A 23,878-nucleotide genomic window follows, 5' to 3' on the forward strand; every position below is an offset into this window, starting at 1 on the left:
GGATTCGCATTTAAGAAGGGAACGCCGGGTTACTGGGAGCTCTTGGCCGGGTCCACGAACAAGCGCGGCGCGCCGTCCCAGAGGCTGCAGATCTCGTTGTGCGTCCGGCGCATGATGCTTTCCATGTTCTTCCGCGCGCTGGCGGAGTCCGAATTGGAGATGGCATCGGCGACCGACTGGTGCCAGAGCAACGCTTCCTCGTGCGGGCGTTCAGGCATCAGGCCCAATTCGGTACGACCGCGCAAAATCGCACCGATCGGGGTGGAGAGGTTCGCAAACATCTCATTGCCGGAGGCGGCCAGCACCACAGCGTGGAATCGGACATCCAGTTCCAGGAAACGTCGCAAATCGCCTTGGCGCCCGTAATGGTTCATCTGCGCCGAGAGCATCATCAGCTCCTTGCGCATCGCTTCGGGGGCGAACTCGGCCGCCAGTTCCGCGGCCATCGGCTCTACGGAAATGCGCAGCTCGGTCAGCGAGCGCAGCTGTGCGCCCTTCTGGTCGCTGGCCAGCCGCCAGCGGATGACATGATCGTCGTAGGGGTTCCAGCGCTCCGCTCCCAGCACGCGGATGCCCACGCGCTTGGTGCTGGTGACTAAGCCGCATTGGGCCAGAACGCGGATCGCTTCACGGATCACCGAACGCGAGACCTGGAGCTTCTGCTCGAGGTCGGCGGCGAGGATAATGGAGCCGCGCGGAATTTGCCCGCTGATAATGCGAGAGCCGAGGTGCTCAACCACATGAGCGTGCAGACTAGTTGCCATGGGGTCAGTTTAGCCAATGACTTGCGCCAAATCAGACTATGGCGAGTCGATCCGCGAAATAAATATGCTTTAATTTACGCGATCCTCTGTAAAACACGGGCGTCGCCCTTGTAGGATGGAAAGGTCACGTGGCCGTGAACAGGGATCGTGACTCATCCGGTCTCTGCTTGGCGGTTCAACTCCCCGTAATCGATGGAGACTTATTTTTATGCCTGCACAGATTGGTGTCACAGGTCTGGCCGTCATGGGCGCAAACCTTGCCCGTAACTTCGCTCGCAACGGATACACCGTCGCCCTGCACAACCGCTCGGTCGGCAAGACCGATGCGCTGCTTGAAGCACATGGCGATGAGGGCGATTTCATTCGCACCGAAAGCCTGGAAGAGCTGGTAGCAAACCTCGAAACCCCGCGCCGCGTGCTGATCATGGTCAAGGCCGGTGGTCCAGTGGACTCGGTCATCGACCAGCTGGTGCCGCTGCTCGAAGAGGGCGACGTGGTCATCGACGCCGGCAACTCGCACTACACCGACACCCGCCGCCGCGAAGCTGCCCTGGCTGAAAAGGGCCTGCACTTCGTGGGCATCGGCGTTTCCGGTGGCGAAGAGGGCGCACTGCTCGGCCCATCGATCATGCCCGGCGGTTCCGCTGAATCCTACAAGTCGCTGGGCCCGATGCTGGAGAAGATCTCGGCCAAGGCCGACGACGGCGCACCGTGCTGCGCTTGGATCTCCACCGACGGTGCCGGCCACTTCGTGAAGATGGTCCACAACGGCATCGAATATGCCGACATGCAGGTCATCGGCGAAGCCTACGATCTGATGCGCAGCGCCGCCGGCATCGAGCCAGCCAAGCAGTCGGAGATCTTCAACGAATGGAACCAGGGCGAACTGTCCAGCTTCCTGATCGAGATCACCGCTGAAGTGCTCGGCCACGTCGATGCTTCCACCGGCAAGCCGCTGGTCGACGTCATCCAGGACTCCGCAGGCCAGAAGGGCACCGGCCGTTGGACCGTGCAGTCCGGCCTGGATATGGGCTCGCCTGTTTCGGCCATCGCCGAGTCGGTCTTCGCCCGCTCCCTTTCCTCGCAGCGCGATATCCGCGCCGTGGGCCAGAAGGTGCTGACCGGCGAAACCGCCGAGGTCACCTTGCCGGAGAACTTCGTCGAGGACGTGCGCCAGGCGCTGTTCGCTTCGAAGCTCGTCTCCTACGCGCAGGGCCTCGACATGCTCACTTCGGCTGCCGGCGAATACAACTGGGACCTGAAGCTCGACGAGATCGCTGGCCTGTGGCGTGAAGGCTGCATCATCCGTGCAGCCCTGCTCAAGGACATCACCGCTGCCTACTCGGCAGGCGAGAAGCCTTCGAACCTGCTGTTCGCTCCGGCTTTCGCTGAAGCCATCAACAAGGCAGTTCCAGCATGGCGCCGCGTGGTTTCCGTTGCTGTCCAGCTGGGCATCCCTGCACCAGTGTTCTCCTCGTCGCTGGCCTACTACGATGGCCTGCGCCGCGACCGTCTGCCAGCAGCCCTGACCCAGGGCCTGCGCGACTACTTCGGTGCGCACACCTACCGCCGCACCGACAAGGAAGGCACCTTCCACACGCAGTGGAGCGGTGACCGTACCGAAATCGCTGCCGAGGACACCCACTAAGAATTTGGGTTAGAAGTGGTTAGCTCCAGTTAAAGCTGAAGCCTGCAAGTACAAGAGTGCTTGCAGGCTTCAGTTATTTCGGTGGCCAGAACTTTCAGATTAGCTTTTTCGACTGCGCCAACATCAATGCGGAAAGAGAGATGCCGTCGCGGATGTGGCCCGCTGATATTTCTTGATGGATTTCTGCTGGCGATAACCAAGCAAGCGTTTCGTATTCACTTTCGACGGCATCGTCGGGTGAATCGACGCTGGCCATCACTACGTTGACCGCATCGCCGCATAGGCCACTATCCGGATAAACCAGGCCTAACGCATTCAGGGCGCTGACGAGCAAACCCGTTTCTTCCTCAAATTCTCGACGAGCAGTTTCTTCAGGCGATTTATCGATGTTATCTGCTTGGCCACGGGGAAGTTCCCATAGCGTTTTGCTAATAACTGGACGCGGGGCTTGCACGAAAAGTATCTTTCCGTCATTGATTGCCACTACCACCGCACCGTTGCCTTCGCCATTAGAAACGAAGCGATGCCGGACCCATTGTTTTTCATCGCGTGCCTGCACGATGAGTCGTTCGTTTGGCGAAGTCCAGACGGTTCTCCATGCGTCTTGATTGGTCACTGTGCCTTCTCAATTTGTAGGAGCTTAGATGAATCGTACATGCGGGTAAGAGCGGCGAACTCGCCCCAAGGTATGGCGGTGAGACCCGATAAAACTAGGGCGACGACGAACCATCCTGATCCAGGAAGCCTAATAATTCCCTCTTCAATAAGGAAAATTAGCGCAGCCAGTGATGTCAGCAACAGTGTTCTGAAAATAGCACGATTGATTTTTGTCTTTCTTGGAGTTTCGTCATGTCCGTGCTCAATTACGGCTAGCGATAGTTCGTTGAGCGAGTTATTCCACTTAGTCGTTCGTTGTCTTTCAGTTCTGCTTTCGAAGGCGGCGCGCACGCGAGAATATTGCTCAGGTGTAAAGCTTGCAAGCTCGTCAACGACTTGACCACCGAGGGTCAAGTTCTTCGAAGCAGAGGACTTGTAGCGTGAAGACATTACCTTGCCGATTCGTTTCCAGAAGCCGACCTTGGTAGGGATTAATTGCCATGCACGTTCCTCTTCTTGTGCCTGACCTTCGGGGAATCCAGTTGGCGACTGCAAAACCCCTGACAAGGTCAGTAATGTTGTCTTGTCTCTGCTAGTAATCCATGAATAGTACGCCTTGGTCCACCAAGCGAGGGCCGCACTTCGATGGGCGACAAATTCGGCTCCTCGTAGATTTACTGGGAGGTGTTCGATCGAGAACTCTTTGATAGTCTCACCGTCGAGCCATCTCGTAATTAGAGATCTCGTCGTTACATGATGCAGCTTGCAGTCTAAGCCGCTGTGAGTTGTGGTGCATTGTATCGATGCCTTGCGTTTAGCCTCATCGGTATACTCAAGTTTCATCAGCAATTCAACCAGTTGCTTGACAGTTCGATTGTCAGTGTTGGGCTTGGGGTTCAACTCTAGGGCAGGGCCAATGCCTCGTATATCTTCTTCAAATTCTTCCGGCGTGCGTACAGCGATGCGACCGCTTAACATTTCAAGCATCCAGGATTCGCGCGCCTTGTCACGTAGATCGCGGGCGACTTCAAGGTCATACTGTTTCCAAATGTGCTGGGGCATGACCGTTACGTCAGACAGTTTGTATTTATCGGTGCTGGTAGCTCCTGATGATGAGTGCTCAGAGGCGGACTCGTGTATTGAACTGCCATCGTATTTACCGTCGGTCAGGGCAATTAGGGGCGACGAAGCCCTGTCAGTGTTTTGTACAGCTAACAGGTTGGCGCGAATACATTTTTCGACTTCGAGGTCTACGCCCCAAGCCATACCGTCTTTAGAAAGCTGCCACGGACCAGGTGTAAGAGGCGCAATAACTTTCGTGGGTAGTAGTCGAATGCTGAGGGGGATGGCGGAATCAGGTTCTAGGCCAAGGTGCCAGCGAAGTTTATCGGGGGTCATGCTGGTAAAAAAGACACCTTCGAAAACCTGATTGCGATCAAGCTCAACGGATTTACCAAGCAATAGTGCAGTTCGGAGAACTCCGACCAATAGTTTTCGAGCGCGTGCAGGACCAAGCTGGAGCCACAACTTATTCTGTTCGACAGGATCAAAATTGAAAATGCTGATCTTTTGATTCTGATCATTCAAAGATGCCATCTGGGAACCTCATTCTTAAGTCATAGAAGCTGACCTAAGAAAGATTATCGCTGTCGCACGGAAAATCACTATTTGAGAGAATAATATCGAGGCGAAGAAGGGTTAGTGCTGTAATTTGCGAGGTCTGGCGGATGGTCTTTCGTGAATTCTGCTATCGAGGACACAGTTGTCGGATAGCGCGAAATTGCCCTAACGGATCATATTTTAGGCGGTGGCAAGAAAACTTATATTGTCTCGCGGGTAAGCCTAGTTATTCGGCGATCAGTTTCTCAGCGCAGACCAGAAGGCGAATAGCTTCGGCAGGTGCGATGCGCACAAGAGTGAAGGCGGCAATGACTAATCCGGTGATGGTATCGGCCAAAAGCAGGTGTCGGCTGGGGCTCAATTCCGGGTGGGCTGCGCCAAGGCCTGCACTGAGCCCATTATGAAGTTCGTTGCGGTAGCTGCTGATCACGGAAGCGACTTCCGATTCCGCTGCTAGGGGAGCGCTGGCGGTGTTGATGAGCAAGCACCCGTGGGTTGCCGGCAGGGATTCTGGCTTGGAAAAAACCTCCGCCAAAGAGCTCAGGTAATTTTCTAATGCGCTTGAGGAGACATCTTCAGTAAGCAGAGGTTTCAGTCGTGGGCGCACAATTTCGTTCAAGTAGCTGTCTACCACTGCGTCGAACAGGCCGCGCTTGGAACCAAAGGAGTTGTAGATGCTTGAACGGCTCAGGCCGGTGGCATTTTCAAGTTCGGGAATGGACGTGGCCTCGAAGCCCTTGGACCAGAACACCGAGCGGGCGTTCTGGATAGCCGTTTCCTTGTCGAATGCAGATGTACGCGCCATCACACCCACCTCCTCTTTTCGTAACGACCATTCCAGTATATATTGAAATGGTCGTTACAGAATAGTTGCCTTCCCAACACCAAGGACAAGCCATGATCATCGCCGCGCAGATCTTCGCAACCGCCGCTGCCCTGCTCCACGTCTACATCTTCTGGATGGAGTCCATCACCTGGACCACTGGAAAAACCCGCGCTTTGTTCAAGACCAGCGAGGCTGAAGCAGAAGCAACGCGCGAAATGGCCTTCAATCAGGGGTTCTACAACCTCTTCCTGGCGGTTGCCGCACTTGCCGGGGTGATTGCCTTGGGCATGGGCCACTTGGCTGTGGGTGCCACCTTGGTCTTCACCGGAGCCGGCTCCATGCTGGCCGCTGCGTTGGTGCTGGCACTGGGGAGCCCGGGCAAATCCAAGCTGGCCGTCAAGCAGGGGATTTTCCCGCTGCTGTCAGTTGCGCTGCTGGTCCTCGGCCTGGCGCTGGGCAACTAGAACGACACCGAGAGTTTCCAATATCACCGAGAATTGAAAGAACTGGTAACCATGACTGAAGCAACCAGCACGCAGATCCTGCTCGCCTCCCGTCCGTCCGGTTGGCCAACGCAGGAGAACTTCACCGTCCAGACCGTTGAGCTGCCGGAGCTGAAGACCGGTGAAACCCGGGTGCGCAACGAGTTCATTTCCGTGGACCCGTACATGCGCGGACGCATGAATGACACCCGTTCCTACATCCCGCCATTCAAGATTGGCGAGCAGATCCTCGGCGGCGCCATTGGCCGTGTCATCGAGACCGCGGACGAAGCGTTCCCGGCAGGTACCCTGGTCCAGCATCAGCTGGGCTGGTCTGACACCGTGCAAGCCGACTCTGCCAATTTCAAGTCCGCACCTGATCTGCCCGGCGTTTCCTCGTCGCTGCGCCTGCACATCTTGGGAATGACCGGCTTGACCGCCTATGTAGGCCTGAGCGCAGTCGCCAATCTTGCCGAGGGCGAGACCGTCTTCGTCTCCGGCGCTGCAGGTGCCGTGGGTACGGCTGCCGGGCAGATCGCCAAGCTCATGGGTGCCAAGCGCGTCATCGGCTCGGCTGGCAGTGCGGAGAAGGTTGAACTGCTGACCAGCAAGTACGGCTACGATGCCGCCTTCAACTACAAGGATGGCGATGTCCGCGGGCAGCTGGCCGCCGCAGCCCCGGAAGGCATCGATGTCTTCTTCGACAACGTGGGCGGGGACCACCTCGAAGCCGCCCTGGCAGCGTTCAACGATGGCGGTCGTGCTGCCCTGTGCGGCGCTATCGCCAGCTACAACACCACTGAGTCGACTCCGGGCCCGCAGAACATGGCCAACTTGATCACCCGCGGCCTGAAACTGCAGGGATTCACCCTCTCCAGCTACCTTGACCTCGCCCCGGAGTTCGGCGAGCGCATGGGCAAGTGGTTCTCCGAAGGCAAGATCGCCTACGACGAGACGATCGTTGACGGCATTGAGAATACCGTGGACGCCTTCCTTGGCATGATGCGCGGTGCGAACACCGGCAAGATGCTGGTACGCATCTAGTTCTGCCAACCCGAGGATTGCTCCGGTCCGCCCCCCGATTCAAGGGCTAGGATCGGAGCATGAACGGTTATGGTGGTAGCTGGGGCGCGGGGCTGGGGATCCTGCTCTCGCTCGTCCCGCTTTTGACAGTACTCATCGCGACCGCAGGCGTTGTTCTCGCCTTGCGGACACTGCGGCTGCGCTCGAAACTGGATACCGCCGGGCAATGGTTGCTGCGTGTCCAGTACGCCATCGACCGGTGCCTGTCCCAAGACATCACCGAGCAGAATGTCGGTACCTCGATGCTCGACCACCTGCAAGGCGTCGGCGAGCTGCCCGAAGGCTTGGAGGGGGCGCGGCGCAAATCCTGGCTTCGTGGCCATAGGGATAGCTGGGCGGTGCAGCCAGAGGATTTGGCCTTGATCCGTGATGTGCTCAAGGAGCTGGCCATGGACAAATCGCGCCAACTCAGCGCCACTGGAATCCGCGCGACCCCCGATCCTGGCCCTGAATACGGCACACTGATTCGCCAGGCTCAGCTGGTGCTGGAAATCGACGCGAAACTGGGTCGTGGGAGCGACCCGGAGATCGTCGGGATTCTCTCCGCTTGCTAGCTACCGGATCATTCTTGCGTCGGTAATTTTCGGAGCAGCCGGGTCGACCTCGCTCACGCCGTCGAAGGCGAATCCGTTGCGTTCGTAGAATCGGATGGCACGCGGATTCTGGGCCGCCACCCACAGCACGGCCGGCTCATCGCCAAGGACTGCATCCAGCAGCGCCTGCCCTGTTCCGTCGCCATGGGAGTCTTCCAGCACATACAGGTTGTACAGCTGGCGAGAGACGTTCTCCGGTATCCCGTCGATATTCCCCATGGGTGATGCAGAGAACGCGAATCCGACAAGCTTCCCGTCCTCACTTTCCGCCACCGAAATCCTGAAGAGCGGATTCGGGTCCTCCAGAACCCTGTCCCACATGCGCAGCCGCTGCTGACTGTGGGCAGGGTCGAAGAATCCATCCGGCAGCAGCTGCGTGTAGGTTTCTTTCCAGCATTCGACATGCAGCTTGGCAAGCTCCTGCGCGTCGGCAGGCAGCGGTTTCCTGAGCTTCTGGGCCATTCCTATCCCTTGATGTAGTCGGACAGATGAACTCCGGTCAGCGTGCCGGAGGCGGCAAGGTCAGCCGGGGTCCCTTCGAAGACAATGCTTCCTCCCTCGTGCCCTGCCCCGGGACCCAAGTCAATGACCCAATCGCAGTGGGCAACCACCGCCAGATGATGCTCGATGACCACGACGGTATTGCCTTCATCAACCATCTCGTCCAGCAGGCGCAGCAGGTTCTGCACGTCAGCCATGTGCAATCCTGTGGTTGGCTCGTCCAGGATGTAGGTACCGGCGCCCTGGCCTAAATGGATAGCCAGCTTGATTCGCTGCCGTTCGCCGCCAGAAAGCGTGTTCAGCCGCTGTCCCAGTTTCAGGTATCCCAGCCCCACCTGGTTCAGGCGTTCGAGCACGGCCTTCGCCTTGGGCACTTTGAGCTGCTCCAATGCTTCTTCCATGCTCAAGTCCAGGACTTCGGCAATGTTCAACCCATCCAGGGTGTATTCCAGCACATCAGCGGTGAATCGCTTGCCGCCGCACTGCTCGCAAGGCAAGGCCACTCCAGCCATGGAAGCCAAATCCGTATAGGTGTATCCGACACCGCTGCACCCCGGGCACGCTCCGGCCGAATTGGCGCTGAACAGGGCAGGCTTCACGCCGTTGGCTTTAGCAAATGCCGCACGGATCGGATCCATGATCCCGGTATAGGTGGCCGGGTTCGAACGCCGGGAGCCTCGGATGGCGGTTTGGTCCACCACCGCCACGTCATCACGTTTGGCGATTGTCGAATGGATCAGCGTGGATTTCCCGGAACCGGCGACACCGGTGATTGCGCACATCATGCCGGTAGGGATATCCACGGAAACATTCTTCAGGTTGTGCAAGGAGGCACTGCGCACTTGCATGGACCCCTGTGCCTCGCGCGGGTTCGCATTGAGCGCAGCACGCGTGGTGAAGTGCTTTCCGGTCAGCGTATCGCTGGACAGCAGGCCGTCCACTGGACCGCTGTAGCAAATGGTGCCGCCATGGGTACCAGCGCCCGGGCCCAAGTCGATCACGTGGTCCGCGATGCCAATGACCTCTGGCTTGTGCTCCACCACCAGCACGGTATTGCCCTTGTCCCGAAGGCTAGCCAGCAACCCGTTCATCCGCTGGATGTCATGTGGATGCAATCCAACGGTGGGCTCGTCGAAGACAAACGTGACATCACTGAGCGCTGATCCAAGATGCCGGATCATCTTCACGCGCTGGGCTTCGCCGCCCGAAAGGGTCCCCGCCGGACGGTCAAGGGACAGGTAGCCCAACCCCAAATCCACCATGGATTTGAGCACGGCCTTCAAATTGGTGGTCAACGGCGCTGCATCCGGAATCTGGATCTTCTCCAGGGTTTCGAGCAGCTCGGAAACCTGCAGTGCCGTCATGTCCGCGATTCCCAAGGAATTGATCTTCGAAGCGCGAGCGGCCTGGCCGAGCCGTGATCCGGCGCAGGCAGAGCACGGTGCGGTGGTGGAGATGCGTTCGATCCAGGCACGAATATGGGCTTGCTTGATCTCCCTGCCCGAATGGATGTAGTTGGACTTGATGCGCGTGACCAACCCGGAGTAGCTCATGTTGGCACCATTGAGCTTGACCTTGCCTGCTTCCTCGTGGAGCAAGCGGTCAAGCATGGCACTGGGCATGTCCCTGAGCTTCATGTCCAGATCTGCCTGCGTGCCGGCAGTCAGCGTCTGCCACAGCCAGGAATCCGGGGCAAAGTTCGGCGCCTTGATGGCTCCCTCGTTCAGCGACTTGTCCCAATCCAGCAGCTCATCAAGGTCGATGCTCGCCTCGGTGCCGAAACCCTCGCAGACCGGGCACGCGCCCTGGCCGAGATTAAACGAGTACGCGCCAGCGCCGCCGGCGCTCGGAGTGGAATAACGCGAATACAGAACGCGCAAGAGCGAGTAGGCGTCGGTCGCCGTGCCCACGGTAGAACGCGAATTCGCGCCCATGCGTTCCTGGTCGACCACGATGGCCGTGGAGAGGTTTTCCAGCACTTCTACATCAGGCCGGGGCATCGAGGGCATGAAGCTCTGGATGAAGGTCGTATACGTTTCATTGATCAGGCGCTGGGACTCTGCAGCAATCGTGCCGAACACCAGGGAGGACTTGCCGGAACCGGAAACACCGGTAAACGCGGTAATGCGCCGTTTTGGAATATCGACGTCAACACCTCGCAAGTTGTTTTCCCGGGCTTGGCGTACTCGAATGGTGTCATGGCTATCGGCAGGGTGCTGGCTCATGCCCCAAGCCTACTGAGAAATGCCCCAACCGACACCTGCTGGAGGGCGGCGGACTTGCAAACGCTGCCGATTCCGGTGGAGTATCGAACCCACAAGGAATCAGCGACCCCCTGCGAGAGCGGAGAAATCCATGCCGGATAGAACTAGGAAACTACTCAAGCTCAGCTCGGTGGCGGCACTGGCCGGCTGCCTCGCGCTCGCCGGTTGCGGCAGCACTGCAGGTGGCACCGCAAGCCAGGAGCCGTCAACTCCTGAAGCCAGCCCAACGCAGTCCGCATCGCCAACGGCATCCTCTCCCGGGGATGCCGGGGAGTCGGAGCAATCTGGAACTGTCGGAGGCCAAGAGCTGGGCAAGCTCCCATCGAGCGCTACCGAGTATGCAGATGCCCTGGTCGTCGCTTGGGGCAATGGAAATGAAGCGCAGATGCAACAGCTGGCCACCGATCAGGTGGTCGCCTTGCTCACCGGGCATTCGGCGGCGGGCGGACCGAACTGGTCGCAAACGGGCAGCGATGCCGGAGCCGGTTCGGTCTTCGTGAGTTATGAAAATGCCGATGACGGATCCGTGCTCAACCTGCGCGTGCAAAGCCAGGTGGTGGGCCAGGGCCAAGAACAAGGCGTGGTCGAAGCGAACTTCGAATAGTCAATGAATCCAAGCCAGGGCGAGACTGCTTAATGGGGCAGACCCGCCTTGCTGCCGTTAAAATCGCCGAATATTCAACTCACGAACCCCTGCTGCACCAGGGATCGAACCTGATTGAGCGTGTTGCGATTTACGGTAGAGAATATTCGGCAGAAGGGCGTATTCTCGTAACACTCAATCCATTCACAGGATTTCGGTGTAACAAAAATTACGTCTATCATGATTGAGGCGTGCGCCACGACACACTTGTGGCCCGTCCAACAGTGCGCTCCGATCCCTAACCGTTTAAAGGACATTCATGAAGCTGCTGAAATCTATCCCACTGCTTGGCTGGGTGCTCGTTGCCATCCTGCTGGGTATTCTGCTTGGCCCGGTTATGCCGGTGTGGCTAGGAAGCGTATTCCTGACCTACAACTCGATCTTCTCCGGATTCCTTGGGTTCATCGTGCCGTTGATCATCTTCGGCTTGGTGGCACCGGCTATCGCTGAACTCGGCAAGGGCGCAGGAAAGTGGTTGGGCATCACCGCGGTTATCGCCTACACCTCCACCCTGTGCGCGGGACTGCTCGCGTACTTCGTGAGCCGTTGGCTATTCACCAAGTCGCTTTCCGGCGGCGGCGTCGAGGAAGTTGGCGCAGGCGAAGGATCAGGTTTCGAACCGTATATTTCCCTGGTCGGCAGTGCGGGCGAAGCGGCAACCGAAATCGTGCTGACTCCGCTGATGGGCGTCATGACTGCACTGGTTCTGGCATTCATGCTGGGCCTGGGCCTGACGGCCTTCCGATCCACCGTGATCTTCCGTGGGACAGTGGAGTTCCGCAGCATTATCGAGATGGTGATCCGCCGTGTGATTGTTCCCGCGTTGCCGCTGTTCATCTTCGGAATCTTCCTGGATCTGTCCGCTGCCGGGGACGCCGTCACCGTAGTGCAGAAGTTCCTCTTCGTCGCCGTGGTCTCCTTCGCACTGACCCTGGTTGTCCTGCTGGTGCAGTACTCCATCGCTGGGGCGATGAACAAGCGCAACCCGCTGGCCGCACTGTGGGGCATGCGCAATGCCTACTTCACCGCCTTGGGTACCTCATCCTCGGCTGCAACCATTCCGGTGACGCTGGAATCAGCCAAGAAAAATGGTGTTTCCGACACGGTAGCCGGCTTCGTCGTCCCGCTGTGCGCCACCATCCACCTTTCAGGCTCGATGGTCAAGATCACCTGCTTCTCCATCGCAGTGCTCCTGCTGACCGGTGGCGACGTTTCCTTCGGCACCTACTTCCCATTCATCCTGATGCTCGGCGTCATGATGATTGCAGCACCAGGCGTGCCAGGTGGCGCTATCGCCGCCGCTGCCGGACTGCTCGCACAGATGCTGGGCTTCGGCGAGGTCGAAGTCGGCCTGATGTTCGCAGCCTACATTGCCCTGGATAGCTTCGGCACCGCAACCAACGTGACCGGTGACGGCGCGCTGGCCATGATCATGCACAAGCTGACCCGTGGCAAGCTCGGCGCCCAGCCCCAGGATCCCGAGGCTGAGATCGTTGAGTTGGCCGATGGCAGCGAATCAGGTGAGCACAAGCTGGCCTAAGCGGCTTCCATCACTCGCAGAGGCATCGATGCCCGGTACCAGACTCGCAGTGGCACCGGGCATCGATGTTTTGCTTTGCCCGCAAGGATCGGGGCGAAAGCGAAAACCCGCCCAGCAGGCGGACCGTGGCCGGTCCGTGCGCTGGGCGGGTTTGCTCTGCCGCAGTGGCAGGAGGAATAGAACTAGATCCACATGGCCGGGTCGATGTACTCGGCCGGGTCTACAGCAGGCTTGCGTTCTTCAGGCCTGCGCGGACGGTTCTGTGCGGGGATTCCGGTGACAATCGAGCCTTCGGGGGCATCCTTGACGACCACGGCGTTCGCACCGATGGCGGAATCGGCGCCGATGACGATCGGGCCGAGCACCTTGGCTCCGGCACCGATGACCACGCGGTCACCGATGGTCGGGTGGCGCTTGACCTTGGCCAGTGAACGGCCGCCAAGGGTCACCCCGTGGTACAGCATGACGTCATCGCCGATTTCGGCAGTCTCGCCAATGACGATGCCCATGCCGTGGTCGATGAAGAAGCGGCGGCCAATGGTGGCGCCGGGATGGATCTCGATCCCGGTCAGGGCGCGGTTCGCCTGGGATAGCAAACGCGCTGGCCACTTCAGCGAGGGGTTCTGCCACATCTTGTGAGCCAACCGGTGCAGCCAGATCGCGTGCAGTCCGGAATACACGAAGAAGTTTTCCGGATCGCTTCGCGCTGCCGGATCGTGCTGGCGTGCGTTGGCCAAATCCTCACGCAGGCGGGAGAAAAAACTCATGAATACTACCTTAGGGGTTGCGGTTCGCTCGGGGACAATCCGCAGATGTCACACAGCAAATCGGCGCGAGCTGCACCGATACAGGTCTCTCTATAGACCCAACAGTGGCTCGCGCCGATTTATTCTGCTTCTGCAAATTGACTTAGCCGCGGATGTCGTCGAAGAGCAGGGTGGAGATGTAGCGCTCACCGAAGTCCGGGATGATCGCAACGATCTGCTTGCCGGCGTTCTCTTCACGCGCGGCGATCTGTACCGCACCCCAAACGGCTGCGCCAGCGGAGATGCCGCCGAGGATGCCTTCCTTGACGCCCAGCGCGCGAGCGGTCGATACCGAATCCTCGATGCTGGCATCCAGGACTTCGTCGTACAGCTCGGTGTCGAGCACCTCGGGGATGAAGTTCGCTCCCAATCCCTGGATCTTGTGCGGGCCGGGCTTTCCGCCATTGAGGATCGGGGAATCCTTGGGCTCAACGGCCACGATCTTCAGGTTTGGGTTCTTTTCCTTCAGGTAGCGGCCTGCACCGGTGATAGTGCCACCGGTACCGATGCCGGCAACCAGGACATCGATCGTGCCCTCGGTATCAGACCAGATCTCCGGACCGGTGGTCTCCGCGTGGACCTGCGGGTTCGCGGTGTTGGCGAACTGCTGCGCCCAGATAGCGTTCTCGGAAGTCGCAACAATTTCCTTGGCCTTCTCCACAGCCCCGCGCATGCCGTCGGCGCCCGGGGTCAGCACGATCTCGGCGCCGAAAGCGCGCAGCATCACACGGCGCTCGGTGGACATGGTTTCAGGCATGGTCAAGATGACCTTGTAGCCGCGGGCCGCACCGACCATCGCCAGTGCGATGCCGGTGTTGCCCGAAGTGCCCTCAACGATGGTGCCGCCTGGCTTCAACGCACCAGAGGCCTCGGCTGCATCAACGATGGCCACGCCGATGCGGTCCTTGACGGAGTTCGCCGGGTTGTAGAATTCCAGCTTCACAGCGATGTTCCCTGGCAGGCCCTCGCCGACGCGGTTCAGCTTCACCAGCGGGGTGTTGCCGACGACTTCGGTGACGTTGTTGTAGATCTTGCCCATCTTGTATGCAATCCTTACGTGAGTCTATGCGGCCGCAGTTGGTTGCGGCGAAATAATTGCCGGAATCTGGCGTAACCGCCGGACACCTATGAGGTTCACAACTAACCCTAGTAGGCCAAAAGCGCGACTAGGCTTCGTTTAGCCATTGAGCGTAATATTTCCTGACTTTTGCGATCTTTGGATCGATAATCACGCGGCAATAGCCGACTTCCTGGTTTTCGGAGTAATAATCCTGGTGGATTTGCTCGGCAGGATAGAAATCTTTGGACTCTTCGAGCGTAGTGACGATCGGATTGGGGTATACGCGCGAGAACTTCTCGATGGCGTCCTGGAAGAGGCCACGCTGCTGGTCATCGAGCGGGAACATCGCCGAGCGGTACTGCGTGCCCACATCGTAGCCCTGGCGGTTCAGCGTGGTCGGGTCGTGCACGGTAAAGAACATGTCCAAGATGACTTCGGCCGGAACCACTTGCGGATCAAAGATCACGGCGACACCTTCGGCATGGCCGGTGGTGCCGCTGCAGACTTCGCGGTAGGCCGGATCCTTGGTGTGGCCACCGATGTATCCGGAAATCACGGCGTGGACGCCACGCGTTCGCTGGTACACGGCATCCAAGCACCAGAAGCAACCGCCGGCTAGTACGAAGGTGCTCAACTTGGTGTCCTGGACTTCCAGGAACGGGCTGAATTGATGAGGGGACTGAAGGCTGGGAATACTCACACAGTTCACAACGTTGCGGCGTTGCATTCTGTTCCATCCCCATACCCACCGCGTAGGGTGGTGGGTATGCAGAGCAAGGCAGATAACTCGCAAGACCTGGGGAAGAGCAGCGATTCCCTGGATGCCTCGACGCTCAAGCCCGTTACCGGAGAAACGCCTGAGCAACCGGTGGAAGACACCTCGGTTCCGCAGACCACCTTGGGTAACGTCCTTGAAGCAGCTGAGGAACTTTGGCCAAAATCATTGGCCGAAGATTGGGATGCCGTTGGCTTGGTGACCGGACGTACCAGCCAGCAGATTTCCAAGATCGTGATGGCTGTTGATCCAACGCTGGAGGTGATCGAGGATGCAATCGAGCGTGGGGCCGATCTGCTGATCACTCACCACCCATTGCTCCTGCGCGGAGTCACCCAGGTTGCCGCCACCAATTTCAAGGGCGAAGCCATTCACCGCCTGATCGAATCCGGAACCGCATTGCTTACGGCGCACACCAATGCCGACAGCGCCATCGGGGGAGTCAACGACGCCCTCGCCGATGCCTTCGGGCTGAAGGACTGCGTGCCGTTGATCGAGTCCAAGGATGGACTGCCAGAAGAAGGCTTGGGGCGGGTGGGCTTCTTGGAGAAGCCGATGAAGCTCGAGGATTTCGCTGAACGCGTTTACACCGTGCTCCCAGCGGTGGCTGGCGGTGTTCGTGTCGCCGGAGACCGTACAGGCATCATCCGGAAGGTCGCCCTTTGCGGCGGTGCCGGCGATTCCCTGTTTGACGCGGTGCGCTCGCACCAGGCCGATGTCTACGTGACTGCTGATCTGCGTCACCACCCGGCAAGCGAAGCACGCGAAGCTGCCAACGGCGGGTTCCCTTACCTGATCGATGTCTCCCACTTCGCTTCGGAATGGGTCTGGCTGTCGGCTGGTGCCCGCGCCCTGGGCAATGTGCTCAACGATCTTGGCCACACCGTGGAGATCGAGGTTTCCCAAGTGAATTCCGATCCATGGGACTTCGTGCTGACTCCGTAGTCAGTGAGTTCCATGCTGCATCATCTGGAAATATGGGTTGAGGATTTGGCAGCCAGTACAGCTTCCCTGGGCTGGCTGCTCACTCGCCTTGGCTATGTAGTGGATTCCCAATGGGCTGATGGCATCAGCTATGCCCGCGATGGATTCTATATAGTCCTGGAATCCGGACCGGATGCCAAAAGGCAACGGCATGACCGCCTGGCTCCCGGGCTGAACCATTTGGCTTTCCATGCTGGAACCAGGCAGGCGGTGGAAACGTTGGCTGCCCAGGCGCTGGATCACGGGTTCACCCTGATGTTCCCGGAGCTGCACCCGTACGCCGGGGGACCAAAGCACTACGCGGCGTATTTGGAAGATGCTGCCGGTTTCGAGATTGAGCTAGTAGCGGCCCTGACACAAGCTGAAGTGTGAACCAGCAACCGGTGCGATCCAGGAAATACCCAATCCCGGATCGCACCGGTTGCTTTCTTCAGGGTGCTGGCAGCAGCCGGATAGATCTGCCGCGGCCTCCTCGCGCACTTTTACGAGGCCCTAGCGCTCCGCCAGCTTCACCTCGGCCAGCGAATACTCGGCTTCAACTTCTCTGTGCCCGTTGCTGGCAGTTGCAAGCAACGAACCCTTGGTCAGTTTTCCTTCTGAGATTTCCAGGCTGGTTAGCAATCTGCTGATGGTTGCAGTCCTTGACTGCCCGGCCGCCAATTCGACGACGCTGAACCCCGGTCCTTCTAGATCGGTCAATCGCACGTTGCCTGTATTGGTGACAGTCACCTCGAAGTTGACCCAAGCGCCGGCCCTCGAAGAGGAGTTCCCCGGACGGTCCGCTACTGCCGGCTGGGATACTTCAACGCTGAAGGCCGGTTGGCGATCCAGCAGATCTACTTCCTCGCCGGTAACGGTGTATTCATCCACAACGCTGGTGTATTCGCCGATGCGGCCTGAAGTCCAGCGGGTCTGAGGAACGAAATAACCGTCCGCTATTTCCTGATCCGTCACCTCGTGGCGCGGAGTTGCGCAGGTGTAGGACTTGTCAGCACCGAGGTTTGAGTAGCGGCAATTCCCTGCTGGACTGGATTCGCCTACCGGCTTGGCAGCAAACGGTGAGAAATTGCCTTCTGCGGGAACTACCCATTGATTGATATTGCCGATGTTGCTCACGCGGAAACTGTATGGCACCTTTTCACCCACCGCGTAGGGATCTGCTGCCAGGTCGCGGCTCGCATCGCCGCGCTGGCCGACTACCTCGATGCCGGTGACTTCTTGGCCGGCCACCTGAGCTGCGATGGTGGCCTGCGAAGTGCTTCCGGACGCACTCGTGAACTGCAGCTGCAATGATTGGACGCCGAGAGCTGTCGCCGCAATGGTTATGGGCACGTTAACGGTGGTGCTCTGGCCCGATGCAAGATCGGTGACCTGGGTAGCTGCCGCATTGAACAGGTTCGATGCACCGATGTCTATGGTTCCCGAAATGGTTTGGGCTTCCTGGTTGGTGATGGTGACCGGCACGTCCACGGTCGTTCCAGCATCGGCTTTGAATGTGCTGGCTTGCATTGGGGCGCAAACGTAATTCAGCCACTCTTCATCAAAGGATGCGAATTGCATGCTGTCGGTATAGCCGGCCTCGTAGAACACACCGAACTTGCCCCCATCGAGCGCACCTGCCACCGAATAGGCAGACAACCCTCGGCGGATCGTGCGAAGCCCCGGCCAGGTCTTGCCGTCATCGCAGGAGATCCTCGCCGAGACGTTGGAGCGGGAGGCTTGCGAGTTGGCTCCGGTGTATAGCAGCTTCTTGGCCTGGCTGCTGTTGATTTCGGCATCGGGGAACATCTGCGTGATGTGGGCATTATTGGTGGGGTCAGGCAGGTTCCTGTCCTGAGTGACCGATGAATAGCTGTGGCCGCCATCGGACGAAATTGCGACCTTGCGGTAGCCGCCGCCGCTGTTATCGCGGGAGTTGAGCAGCAAGCGTCCATCGGAAAGCTCAACGACCTTGTTCTCGTCCATGGCTTTCCCGGTGAATTCGCCACGCTGCCAGGTAGCCCCGTGGTCATCCGAGTACACCGAATAGGCTTGGATAGCCCGCGATCCATCGGCTTGCATGACATCACCGGCATATTGCTGTACCAAGCGGCCGGCGTATTCACCGCGAGTGAGCTGGATTCCTTGGCCAGAGGTGGCAAAGGTGGAGCGGACCGCTCCGGGTACTGCGTGGTCGCCGGGCTTGACCACATCGGTGATCAACCGTGGCTTGCTCCAGGTAGCACCGTCATCAGTGGACTCGACCACCGCGGCGCTGATGACCTGGCGGTTCCCGTCATCGTGACCCCAGGTGCTGCCATGGAAACCTTGATCCTTTGAATAGACGAAGAAGGCGAATACCTTCCCCACCTCTTCATCCACCACGTAGCTTGGGTCGGAATAGCCGTATTTTCCTTCGTCAGCGGAGCCGGGGAAGCCGGCGGCGATGGTGGTCATCGCGCCCCATGTGGCACCGTTGTCGGTGCTCTTGCGTTGCACGATGCTGTTTGGATTCGGAGCGTCGGCGGCGCTGCCGGGGCGGGCATCCCAGGCAGCGATGATAACGCCATTGCCCAGATGGGCCATCGCCGGAATGCGGTAGAAGAAGTTCTGGGCAGTGCGGTCGGAACCCAGATTGATCTCGGAGAAGTTTCCGGGAGGTGCACCGGGATCAGCTTCGTCCAACGTGCTTGCCGCCAGCGCCCCGTGGGCGCTGATGACGGGGATGGCTAGGGAGATGGCGATGGCAGCCGCCAGGGTTTTTCCATGATGAAGCCTAGAGCGAATTCGCATGGGCCAGTTCCTCGCAGGTGAGTGGGATCCTGTAATCAGGAAGGACGTATGACGTAGGATGTCATACGTGAAGCCTAAGTGAACTGCATCACATTTGGAAGGGGTCTGCATGGAATAACGAAGCCCGGGGTGCTGCGAGGCCGGCGGTTGCAGTCAGGATTCTTCGCGTGGCAACGCCGGAGGGGTAGTGGACTGCAAATCCTGATTGGGCTATTTGGCGGTGGTGAACTGGTGGTCTTCCGGCAGCAGGATGTTCAGCGCCAAGCCCTTCTTGTCTTCGATGAGGGACGCTTCCCACTTGGTCTGGACCAGTTCGAGCAATTCTCCAGGGTTTTCCGGTGCGACCGGTTGCTGGACCAGGAAACCGGCGACCTCGCCACGGGTGTGCTTGGCAAAGTGCGAGACCACCTTCGGGGTCCCATTGCGCATCTGGAAGACGTTGACCGCAACGGTGTTGCCATTGGCCGGCTTGTAGGCGGCCGCATAGGTGCTCGACCGCGCGTCAACGATCAGCTGGTCGCCGGCCACCGCATCCAGCACCGGAGCCAGGCGCTTCTTCCACCAGGTGGCCAGCTTGCCCAGCGGCTCGAGCTTGACCGACATGGATAGGCGGTAGGGCGGAATGCGATCGCCAAAACGCACGGCACCCCACAGGGCGGAGATCACGATGATGGATTCATCGGCGCGCCGCTGCGCCGCTTCGCCCAGGCTCGCGTAGTCCAGGGCCTCGAAGAGCACGCCCGAGTAGATATCGTGCGCCTTGGCTGCGGGCTCGGTGTGCAGATTGATATTCCGCGCTACTTCCTTGGCCAGCGACGCTCCGACTCCCAGCAGGTCCATGGCATCTTCGCGTGCTGAGACTTCAGCAAGGGCGTCAAGCACCAGGCGGCGTTCCCCGGAAAGCTCCGGAAAAGACAGATCCTCGATTTCGAATGGAGAACCTTCGGCGTGGGCGGTCTTGCCTTCGGAAGGCGGCAACAAAATAAGCACGCTTTCCAGCTTATCGGAGTTCACCTGATCTTCTGCCCAGGGCATGTACCCGCAGCGCAGATCTGGCTAGGCTGAACCCACGACCCAGCAGCGCTTCACGCAGAGCAAGGACAAAACATGCCCCAGCAGATCTCAAGAGCTAGCCAAACTGCCTCCGGGCAGCACTGCGATTTCGACGTGATCGTGATCGGCGCCGGGCCGGCCGGGGAGAACGCTGCCGACTATGCCACCCGGCAGGGCCTGAAGGCGGCCATCGTCGAATCCGAGCTGGTGGGCGGGGAATGCTCGTACTGGGCATGCATGCCTTCCAAGGCCCTGTTGCGCAGCGGCGATGCGCTGCGCGCGGCACGCCGGGTTCCCGGTGCCCGCGAAGCGGTGACTGGTGCGCTGGATCCCGAGGCGGTGCTCGCGCGGCGTGATGCCTTCACCAGCAACTGGGATGACGCCGGGCAGGAACAGTGGCTGCGCTCGGCCGGCATCGAGTTGATCCGCGGGCGGGCGCGGCTTTCCGGGCGCGGCCTGGTGCAGGTGGAGGGCCGGGAGTACTGCGCCCGGGCCGTAGTCCTGGCCACCGGCTCCACTCCGGTTCTGCCTGGGATCGAGGGTTTGGCTGAAGCCAGGCCGTGGGGCACCCGGGAAGCCACTGCGGCCAAGGCGATCCCGCCGAGGCTGGCCATCATCGGTGGCGGAGTTGCCGGGGTGGAGCTGGCATTCGCCTTCGCCTCCCTCGGATCCAAGGTCACCATCCTTGCCCGCGGTCAGCTGCTGGGCCGCGAAGAGCCGTTCGCCGGCGAGCTGGTGGCCCAGTCGCTGGCCGAGGCCGGGGTAGTGGTGCACCAGGACACCACGCCGTTGCAGGTCCACCGCGATGAGCGCGGGATAGCCGGCCTCCAGCTGCCCGGAGGATCCCTCCTGGAAGCCGAGGAAGTGCTGGTCTCCACCGGGCGGCGGCCGGAGATCGGGAACCTGGGACTCGAAGCACTCGGGGTGGATCCGTCCCGGCGGCTGCAGGTCGATGACACGATGCTCGTGGCGGGCACCGACTGGCTCTACGCCGTGGGGGATGCCAGCGGGCGCAGCCCGCTGACCCACCAGGGCAAGTACCAGGCCAGGGCCGCGGGCGAGGCCATTGCCGCGAGGATCAATGGAACCGGGGTTCTCGATGCGCCTTGGGGCAGGCATGCGGCCACGGCGGACCACCATGCGGTGCCGCGCGTGGTCTTCAGCGATCCGCAGATCGCCGCGGTCGGACTCACCGAACGCCAGGCCCGCGACGCGGGTTTGCAGATCTCGGTTCTCGAGCACGATCTGGGTGCGGTGGCCGGGGCGAGCCTGCACGCCGACGGGTATTCCGGGCGGGCCAAGCTGGTGATAGACCAGGCGCGTTCGGTGATCGTCGGCGCCACTTTCGCCGGCCAGGATGCCGCGGAACTGCTGCATGCGGCCACCATTGCGATTGTCGGCGAGGTCAGCCTGGACCGGCTGTGGCATGCGGTCCCCGCCTATCCGACGATCAGCGAAATCTGGTTGCGGTTGCTTGAGGCGCAGCGGTTCGGGTGAAGCCGGCTGTGATCGAATCAGCGTTCGGAAGTGGTCCGCAGGCCGCGCCCAACGCATTAGACTGGTAGTGAATGGGATGGCCAGACGGTTGCGTGGCAAGCAATTGCCCCGAGGAACGTCCGGGCTCCGCAGAACAGGGTGGTGGGTAACGCCCACTCGGGGTAACCCGCAGGCTAGTGCCACAGAAAATAGACCGCCAGGTTTTCCTGGTAAGGGTGAAACGGTGGTGTAAGAGACCACCAGCACCCCAAGTGATTGGGGTGGCTAGGTAAACCCCACTCGGAGCAAGGTCAGACAGACTGCGTTATGAGGGCTGTTCGCCCCATGCAGTCGGGTGGACCGCTAGAGGCTGCCGGCAACGGCAGTCGTAGATAGATGACCGTCCCGCTTCGGCGCGACAAAACCCGGCGTATCGGCCATCCCATTCACACTCTTCCTTCCTGCGATTGCGCCGGCATCAGCCCTTAGTGCGCTGGTGAGATGATTCACAGTCCCCGATCCTCAGTTTTTCTGCGCACGGTCTAGAATGGATCATGTACTTACGAGGATGATCCTGTTACCTCGTGCCACCGCAAAAGCAATGGTGCTTCCCACGGTGCCAACCGACTTTATGGATCTGCGAGTCGGCTGAATTGGAAGGATTTTCTGTGACCCAGCAGTCTGTCGTTGCCCAGCAAGAATGGAGCGGGCGCGAAGAGCTCGCCGAGGCCATGATCCCACTGATCGGACGTCTGTACCGCAAGAATAATGTGGTGACCTCCGTCTACGGCCGCAAGCTGATCAACCAGTCCGCCATCGACATCATCAAGGCCCACCGCGTAGTGCGCCGCATCGATGGCGAAGAGCTCGACCTGAACGACACCAAGGCCATCCTGGATGCCATCGAGGCCCTGAACGTCGGTTCGGTAGCAGTTGACCTCGGCCGCGTGAACAAGAAGTTCAAGGAATCCGGTTCCGCTGATCTGAACGCCTTCCTGGCCGATGAATTGGGCGAGAAGGTTGGCCAGGCCGGCGCAACCGACGCTGAACCCCAGGACGTTGTCCTCTACGGCTTCGGCCGCATCGGACGCCTGCTGGCCCGCATCCTGATCGAGCGTGGCGGCTACGGCCTGCGCCTGCGCGCCATCGTGGTCCGCAAGGGCTCGGATGACGACATCGTCAAGCGCGCTTCGCTGCTGCGCCGCGACTCGGTGCACGGCCGCTTCGAAGGCTCGATCACGGTCGACGAGGAAAACAGCACCATCCTCGCCAACGGCACCCTGATCAAGGTCATCTACTCGAATGACCCGACCACCGTCGACTACACCGAGCACGGCATCGACAACGCCATCGTGGTGGACAACACCGGCCGCTGGCGCGATGAGGCCGGCCTGTCCCAGCACCTGGCCGCCAAGGGCGTTTCCCGCGTCCTGCTGACCGCACCGGGCAAGGGCGATCTGAAGAACATCGTCCACGGCATCAACGATTCGTGGATCACCGCAGAAGACAAGATCGTCACCGCTGCCTCGTGCACCACCAACGCCATCACCCCAGTGCTCAAGGCCCTGAACGACAAGTTCGGTGTCACCCACGGGCACGTCGAGACCGTTCACTCGTTCACCAACGACCAGAACCTGATCGACAACTTCCACAAGGGCGAGCGCCGCGGCCGTTCGGCAGCGCTGAACATGGTGATCACCGAAACCGGTGCCGCCAAGGCAGTGGCCAAGGCCCTGCCGGAGTTCGAAGGCAAGCTGACCGGCAACGCCATCCGCGTACCGACCCCGGATGTCTCCATGGCGATCTTGAACCTGAATCTGGAGAACGGGACCACCAAGGAAGAGCTCAACGCCTACCTGCGTGAAACCTCGCTGACCTCCAGCCTGCACAAGCAGATCGACTACATCGATTCGCCTGAGGTTGTCTCCACCGACTTCGTCGGCTCGCGCCGCGCCGGCATCGTTGACGGCCTGGCCACTATCGTGTCCGGCAAGAACGCTGTCGTCTACGTTTGGTACGACAACGAGTTCGGCTACTCCTGCCAGGTTGTGCGCGTCATCGAATCGATGGCCGGCACCCACCCGGCTGCAGTGCCTGCAGTGAAGGCTGAAGCCGTCACCGCCTAGGACCTCGCTGCTTGCAGCTGAAGGGACCATCCCAACGCATTGCGCGCTGGGATGGTCCCTTTTGCTATTCCATCCGGGTGGCACGAAGCCCTCCAAAGGACCTTCCGGGTCCAGGGGGCCAACGAGAACCAGTACCTGGCCAGCACCTCTCCAGCAAAGTCCAGGCAGGTCTCGACCTTTGCGCGCATCCGGGCGTGGAGGTCCGCTTGAGCCTGCGCCGTCCCTGCGTCAACGGCGGCTGCAGGTGCGCCGCTTCGCGGGCATC

Annotated in this window: 21 protein-coding genes and 1 other RNA gene; 11 read left to right on the forward strand and 11 right to left on the reverse strand. The window is 60.0% G+C overall.

Features of this window, described 5'->3' with window-relative positions; all coding sequences use genetic code 11:
* Window positions 1-29: 29 nt before the first annotated feature.
* On the reverse strand, window positions 30-764 hold the full coding sequence (locus tag ACFVHU_RS00745; protein ID WP_133833421.1) for a FadR/GntR family transcriptional regulator: 735 nt from the start codon (window positions 762-764) through the stop codon (window positions 30-32).
* 208 nt (window positions 765-972) lie between these two features.
* Here ACFVHU_RS00745 and gndA point away from each other — a divergent pair, with 208 nt between their 5' ends.
* On the forward strand, window positions 973-2,412 hold the full coding sequence (gene gndA / locus ACFVHU_RS00750) for an NADP-dependent phosphogluconate dehydrogenase (RefSeq protein WP_105657765.1): 1,440 nt from the start codon (window positions 973-975) through the stop codon (window positions 2,410-2,412).
* A gap of 94 nt (window positions 2,413-2,506) precedes the next feature.
* Here the strand turns inward: gndA and ACFVHU_RS00755 are convergent, their stop codons facing one another.
* The 3 genes from ACFVHU_RS00755 to ACFVHU_RS00765 form a co-directional block, all read right to left on the reverse strand.
* Window positions 2,507-3,028: an NUDIX hydrolase gene (locus ACFVHU_RS00755; RefSeq protein WP_388021927.1), complete on the reverse strand. Its 522-nt coding sequence runs from the start codon at window positions 3,026-3,028 to the stop codon at window positions 2,507-2,509.
* Window positions 3,025-4,605: a hypothetical protein gene (locus ACFVHU_RS00760; RefSeq protein ID WP_388021929.1), complete on the reverse strand. Its 1,581-nt coding sequence runs from the start codon at window positions 4,603-4,605 to the stop codon at window positions 3,025-3,027. The genes ACFVHU_RS00755 and ACFVHU_RS00760 overlap by 4 nt, the downstream gene beginning before the upstream one ends.
* A gap of 250 nt (window positions 4,606-4,855) precedes the next feature.
* The gene (locus ACFVHU_RS00765; RefSeq protein WP_388021931.1) at window positions 4,856-5,434 is read right to left on the reverse strand and encodes a TetR/AcrR family transcriptional regulator; all 579 of its coding nucleotides are present in this window, start codon (window positions 5,432-5,434) and stop codon (window positions 4,856-4,858) included.
* Window positions 5,435-5,526: 92 nt separating this feature from the next.
* On the opposite strand from ACFVHU_RS00765, the gene ACFVHU_RS00770 reads away from it, so the two are divergent.
* Genes ACFVHU_RS00770 through ACFVHU_RS00780 form a run of 3 tightly spaced genes read left to right on the forward strand, consistent with a single transcriptional unit; the run spans window position 5,527 to window position 7,574 of the window.
* Window positions 5,527-5,919, forward strand: a complete 393-nt coding sequence (locus ACFVHU_RS00770; protein WP_388021933.1) for a DUF1304 domain-containing protein — start codon at window positions 5,527-5,529, stop codon at window positions 5,917-5,919.
* Window positions 5,920-5,970: 51 nt separating this feature from the next.
* On the forward strand, window positions 5,971-6,981 hold the full coding sequence (locus ACFVHU_RS00775) for an NADP-dependent oxidoreductase (RefSeq protein ID WP_388021935.1): 1,011 nt from the start codon (window positions 5,971-5,973) through the stop codon (window positions 6,979-6,981).
* A 59-nt stretch (window positions 6,982-7,040) separates the two neighbouring features.
* Window positions 7,041-7,574 carry a hypothetical protein gene (locus tag ACFVHU_RS00780; RefSeq protein WP_388021937.1) on the forward strand — a complete coding sequence of 178 codons (534 nt, stop codon included), beginning with the start codon at window positions 7,041-7,043 and terminating at the stop codon, window positions 7,572-7,574.
* Here the strand turns inward: ACFVHU_RS00780 and ACFVHU_RS00785 are convergent, their stop codons facing one another.
* A complete protein-coding gene (locus ACFVHU_RS00785) occupies window positions 7,575-8,075 on the reverse strand; it encodes a GNAT family N-acetyltransferase (RefSeq protein ID WP_388021939.1) in 501 nt (166 codons plus the stop codon).
* Window positions 8,076-8,077: 2 nt separating this feature from the next.
* Complete coding sequence (locus tag ACFVHU_RS00790; protein ID WP_388021941.1) at window positions 8,078-10,339, reverse strand: ATP-binding cassette domain-containing protein; 2,262 nt, start codon at window positions 10,337-10,339, stop codon at window positions 8,078-8,080.
* A gap of 130 nt (window positions 10,340-10,469) precedes the next feature.
* Here ACFVHU_RS00790 and ACFVHU_RS00795 point away from each other — a divergent pair, with 130 nt between their 5' ends.
* Both ACFVHU_RS00795 and ACFVHU_RS00800 read left to right on the forward strand, forming a co-directional pair.
* Window positions 10,470-10,982 (forward strand): hypothetical protein, encoded by a 513-nt coding sequence (locus tag ACFVHU_RS00795; protein ID WP_388021943.1) that lies wholly within the window; start codon window positions 10,470-10,472, stop codon window positions 10,980-10,982.
* Between the two features lie 298 nt (window positions 10,983-11,280).
* Window positions 11,281-12,561, forward strand: a complete 1,281-nt coding sequence (locus tag ACFVHU_RS00800) for a dicarboxylate/amino acid:cation symporter (RefSeq protein ID WP_133833413.1) — start codon at window positions 11,281-11,283, stop codon at window positions 12,559-12,561.
* Between the two features lie 182 nt (window positions 12,562-12,743).
* On the opposite strand, the gene epsC is transcribed toward ACFVHU_RS00800, so the two are convergent.
* The 3 genes from epsC to msrA form a co-directional block, all read right to left on the reverse strand.
* Window positions 12,744-13,328 carry a serine O-acetyltransferase EpsC gene (gene epsC / locus ACFVHU_RS00805; protein ID WP_105657773.1) on the reverse strand — a complete coding sequence of 195 codons (585 nt, stop codon included), beginning with the start codon at window positions 13,326-13,328 and terminating at the stop codon, window positions 12,744-12,746.
* Between the two features lie 142 nt (window positions 13,329-13,470).
* The gene (gene cysK / locus ACFVHU_RS00810) at window positions 13,471-14,406 is read right to left on the reverse strand and encodes a cysteine synthase A (RefSeq protein WP_388021945.1); all 936 of its coding nucleotides are present in this window, start codon (window positions 14,404-14,406) and stop codon (window positions 13,471-13,473) included.
* 127 nt (window positions 14,407-14,533) lie between these two features.
* Window positions 14,534-15,061 carry a peptide-methionine (S)-S-oxide reductase MsrA gene (gene msrA / locus ACFVHU_RS00815; RefSeq protein WP_332489255.1) on the reverse strand — a complete coding sequence of 176 codons (528 nt, stop codon included), beginning with the start codon at window positions 15,059-15,061 and terminating at the stop codon, window positions 14,534-14,536.
* 132 nt (window positions 15,062-15,193) lie between these two features.
* On the opposite strand from msrA, the gene ACFVHU_RS00820 reads away from it, so the two are divergent.
* Both ACFVHU_RS00820 and ACFVHU_RS00825 read left to right on the forward strand, forming a co-directional pair.
* A complete protein-coding gene (locus tag ACFVHU_RS00820; RefSeq protein ID WP_105657775.1) occupies window positions 15,194-16,147 on the forward strand; it encodes a Nif3-like dinuclear metal center hexameric protein in 954 nt (317 codons plus the stop codon).
* A 12-nt stretch (window positions 16,148-16,159) separates the two neighbouring features.
* On the forward strand, window positions 16,160-16,558 hold the full coding sequence (locus ACFVHU_RS00825) for a VOC family protein (RefSeq protein ID WP_105657776.1): 399 nt from the start codon (window positions 16,160-16,162) through the stop codon (window positions 16,556-16,558).
* Between the two features lie 120 nt (window positions 16,559-16,678).
* On the opposite strand, the gene ACFVHU_RS00830 is transcribed toward ACFVHU_RS00825, so the two are convergent.
* Window positions 16,679-18,958: an exo-alpha-sialidase gene (locus ACFVHU_RS00830; RefSeq protein ID WP_388021948.1), complete on the reverse strand. Its 2,280-nt coding sequence runs from the start codon at window positions 18,956-18,958 to the stop codon at window positions 16,679-16,681.
* 210 nt (window positions 18,959-19,168) lie between these two features.
* A complete protein-coding gene (locus ACFVHU_RS00835; protein ID WP_388021950.1) occupies window positions 19,169-19,948 on the reverse strand; it encodes a YaaA family protein in 780 nt (259 codons plus the stop codon).
* 117 nt (window positions 19,949-20,065) lie between these two features.
* On the opposite strand from ACFVHU_RS00835, the gene ACFVHU_RS00840 reads away from it, so the two are divergent.
* The 3 genes from ACFVHU_RS00840 (at window position 20,066) to ACFVHU_RS00850 (ending at window position 23,613) form a co-directional block, all read left to right on the forward strand.
* Window positions 20,066-21,508, forward strand: coding sequence for a dihydrolipoyl dehydrogenase family protein (locus tag ACFVHU_RS00840; protein WP_388021952.1), 1,443 nt, complete (start codon window positions 20,066-20,068; stop codon window positions 21,506-21,508).
* Window positions 21,509-21,580: 72 nt separating this feature from the next.
* Window positions 21,581-21,936: RNase P RNA component class A (gene rnpB, locus ACFVHU_RS00845), an RNA gene on the forward strand.
* A gap of 219 nt (window positions 21,937-22,155) precedes the next feature.
* Entirely contained in the window at window positions 22,156-23,613 is a 1,458-nt protein-coding gene (locus ACFVHU_RS00850; RefSeq protein ID WP_105657779.1) for a glyceraldehyde-3-phosphate dehydrogenase, read from the forward strand.
* Window positions 23,614-23,878 lie beyond the last annotated feature (265 nt).

It is taken from the genome of Glutamicibacter sp. NPDC127525 (assembly GCF_042672105.1).
In the GTDB taxonomy this organism is placed as follows: domain Bacteria; phylum Actinomycetota; class Actinomycetes; order Actinomycetales; family Micrococcaceae; genus Glutamicibacter.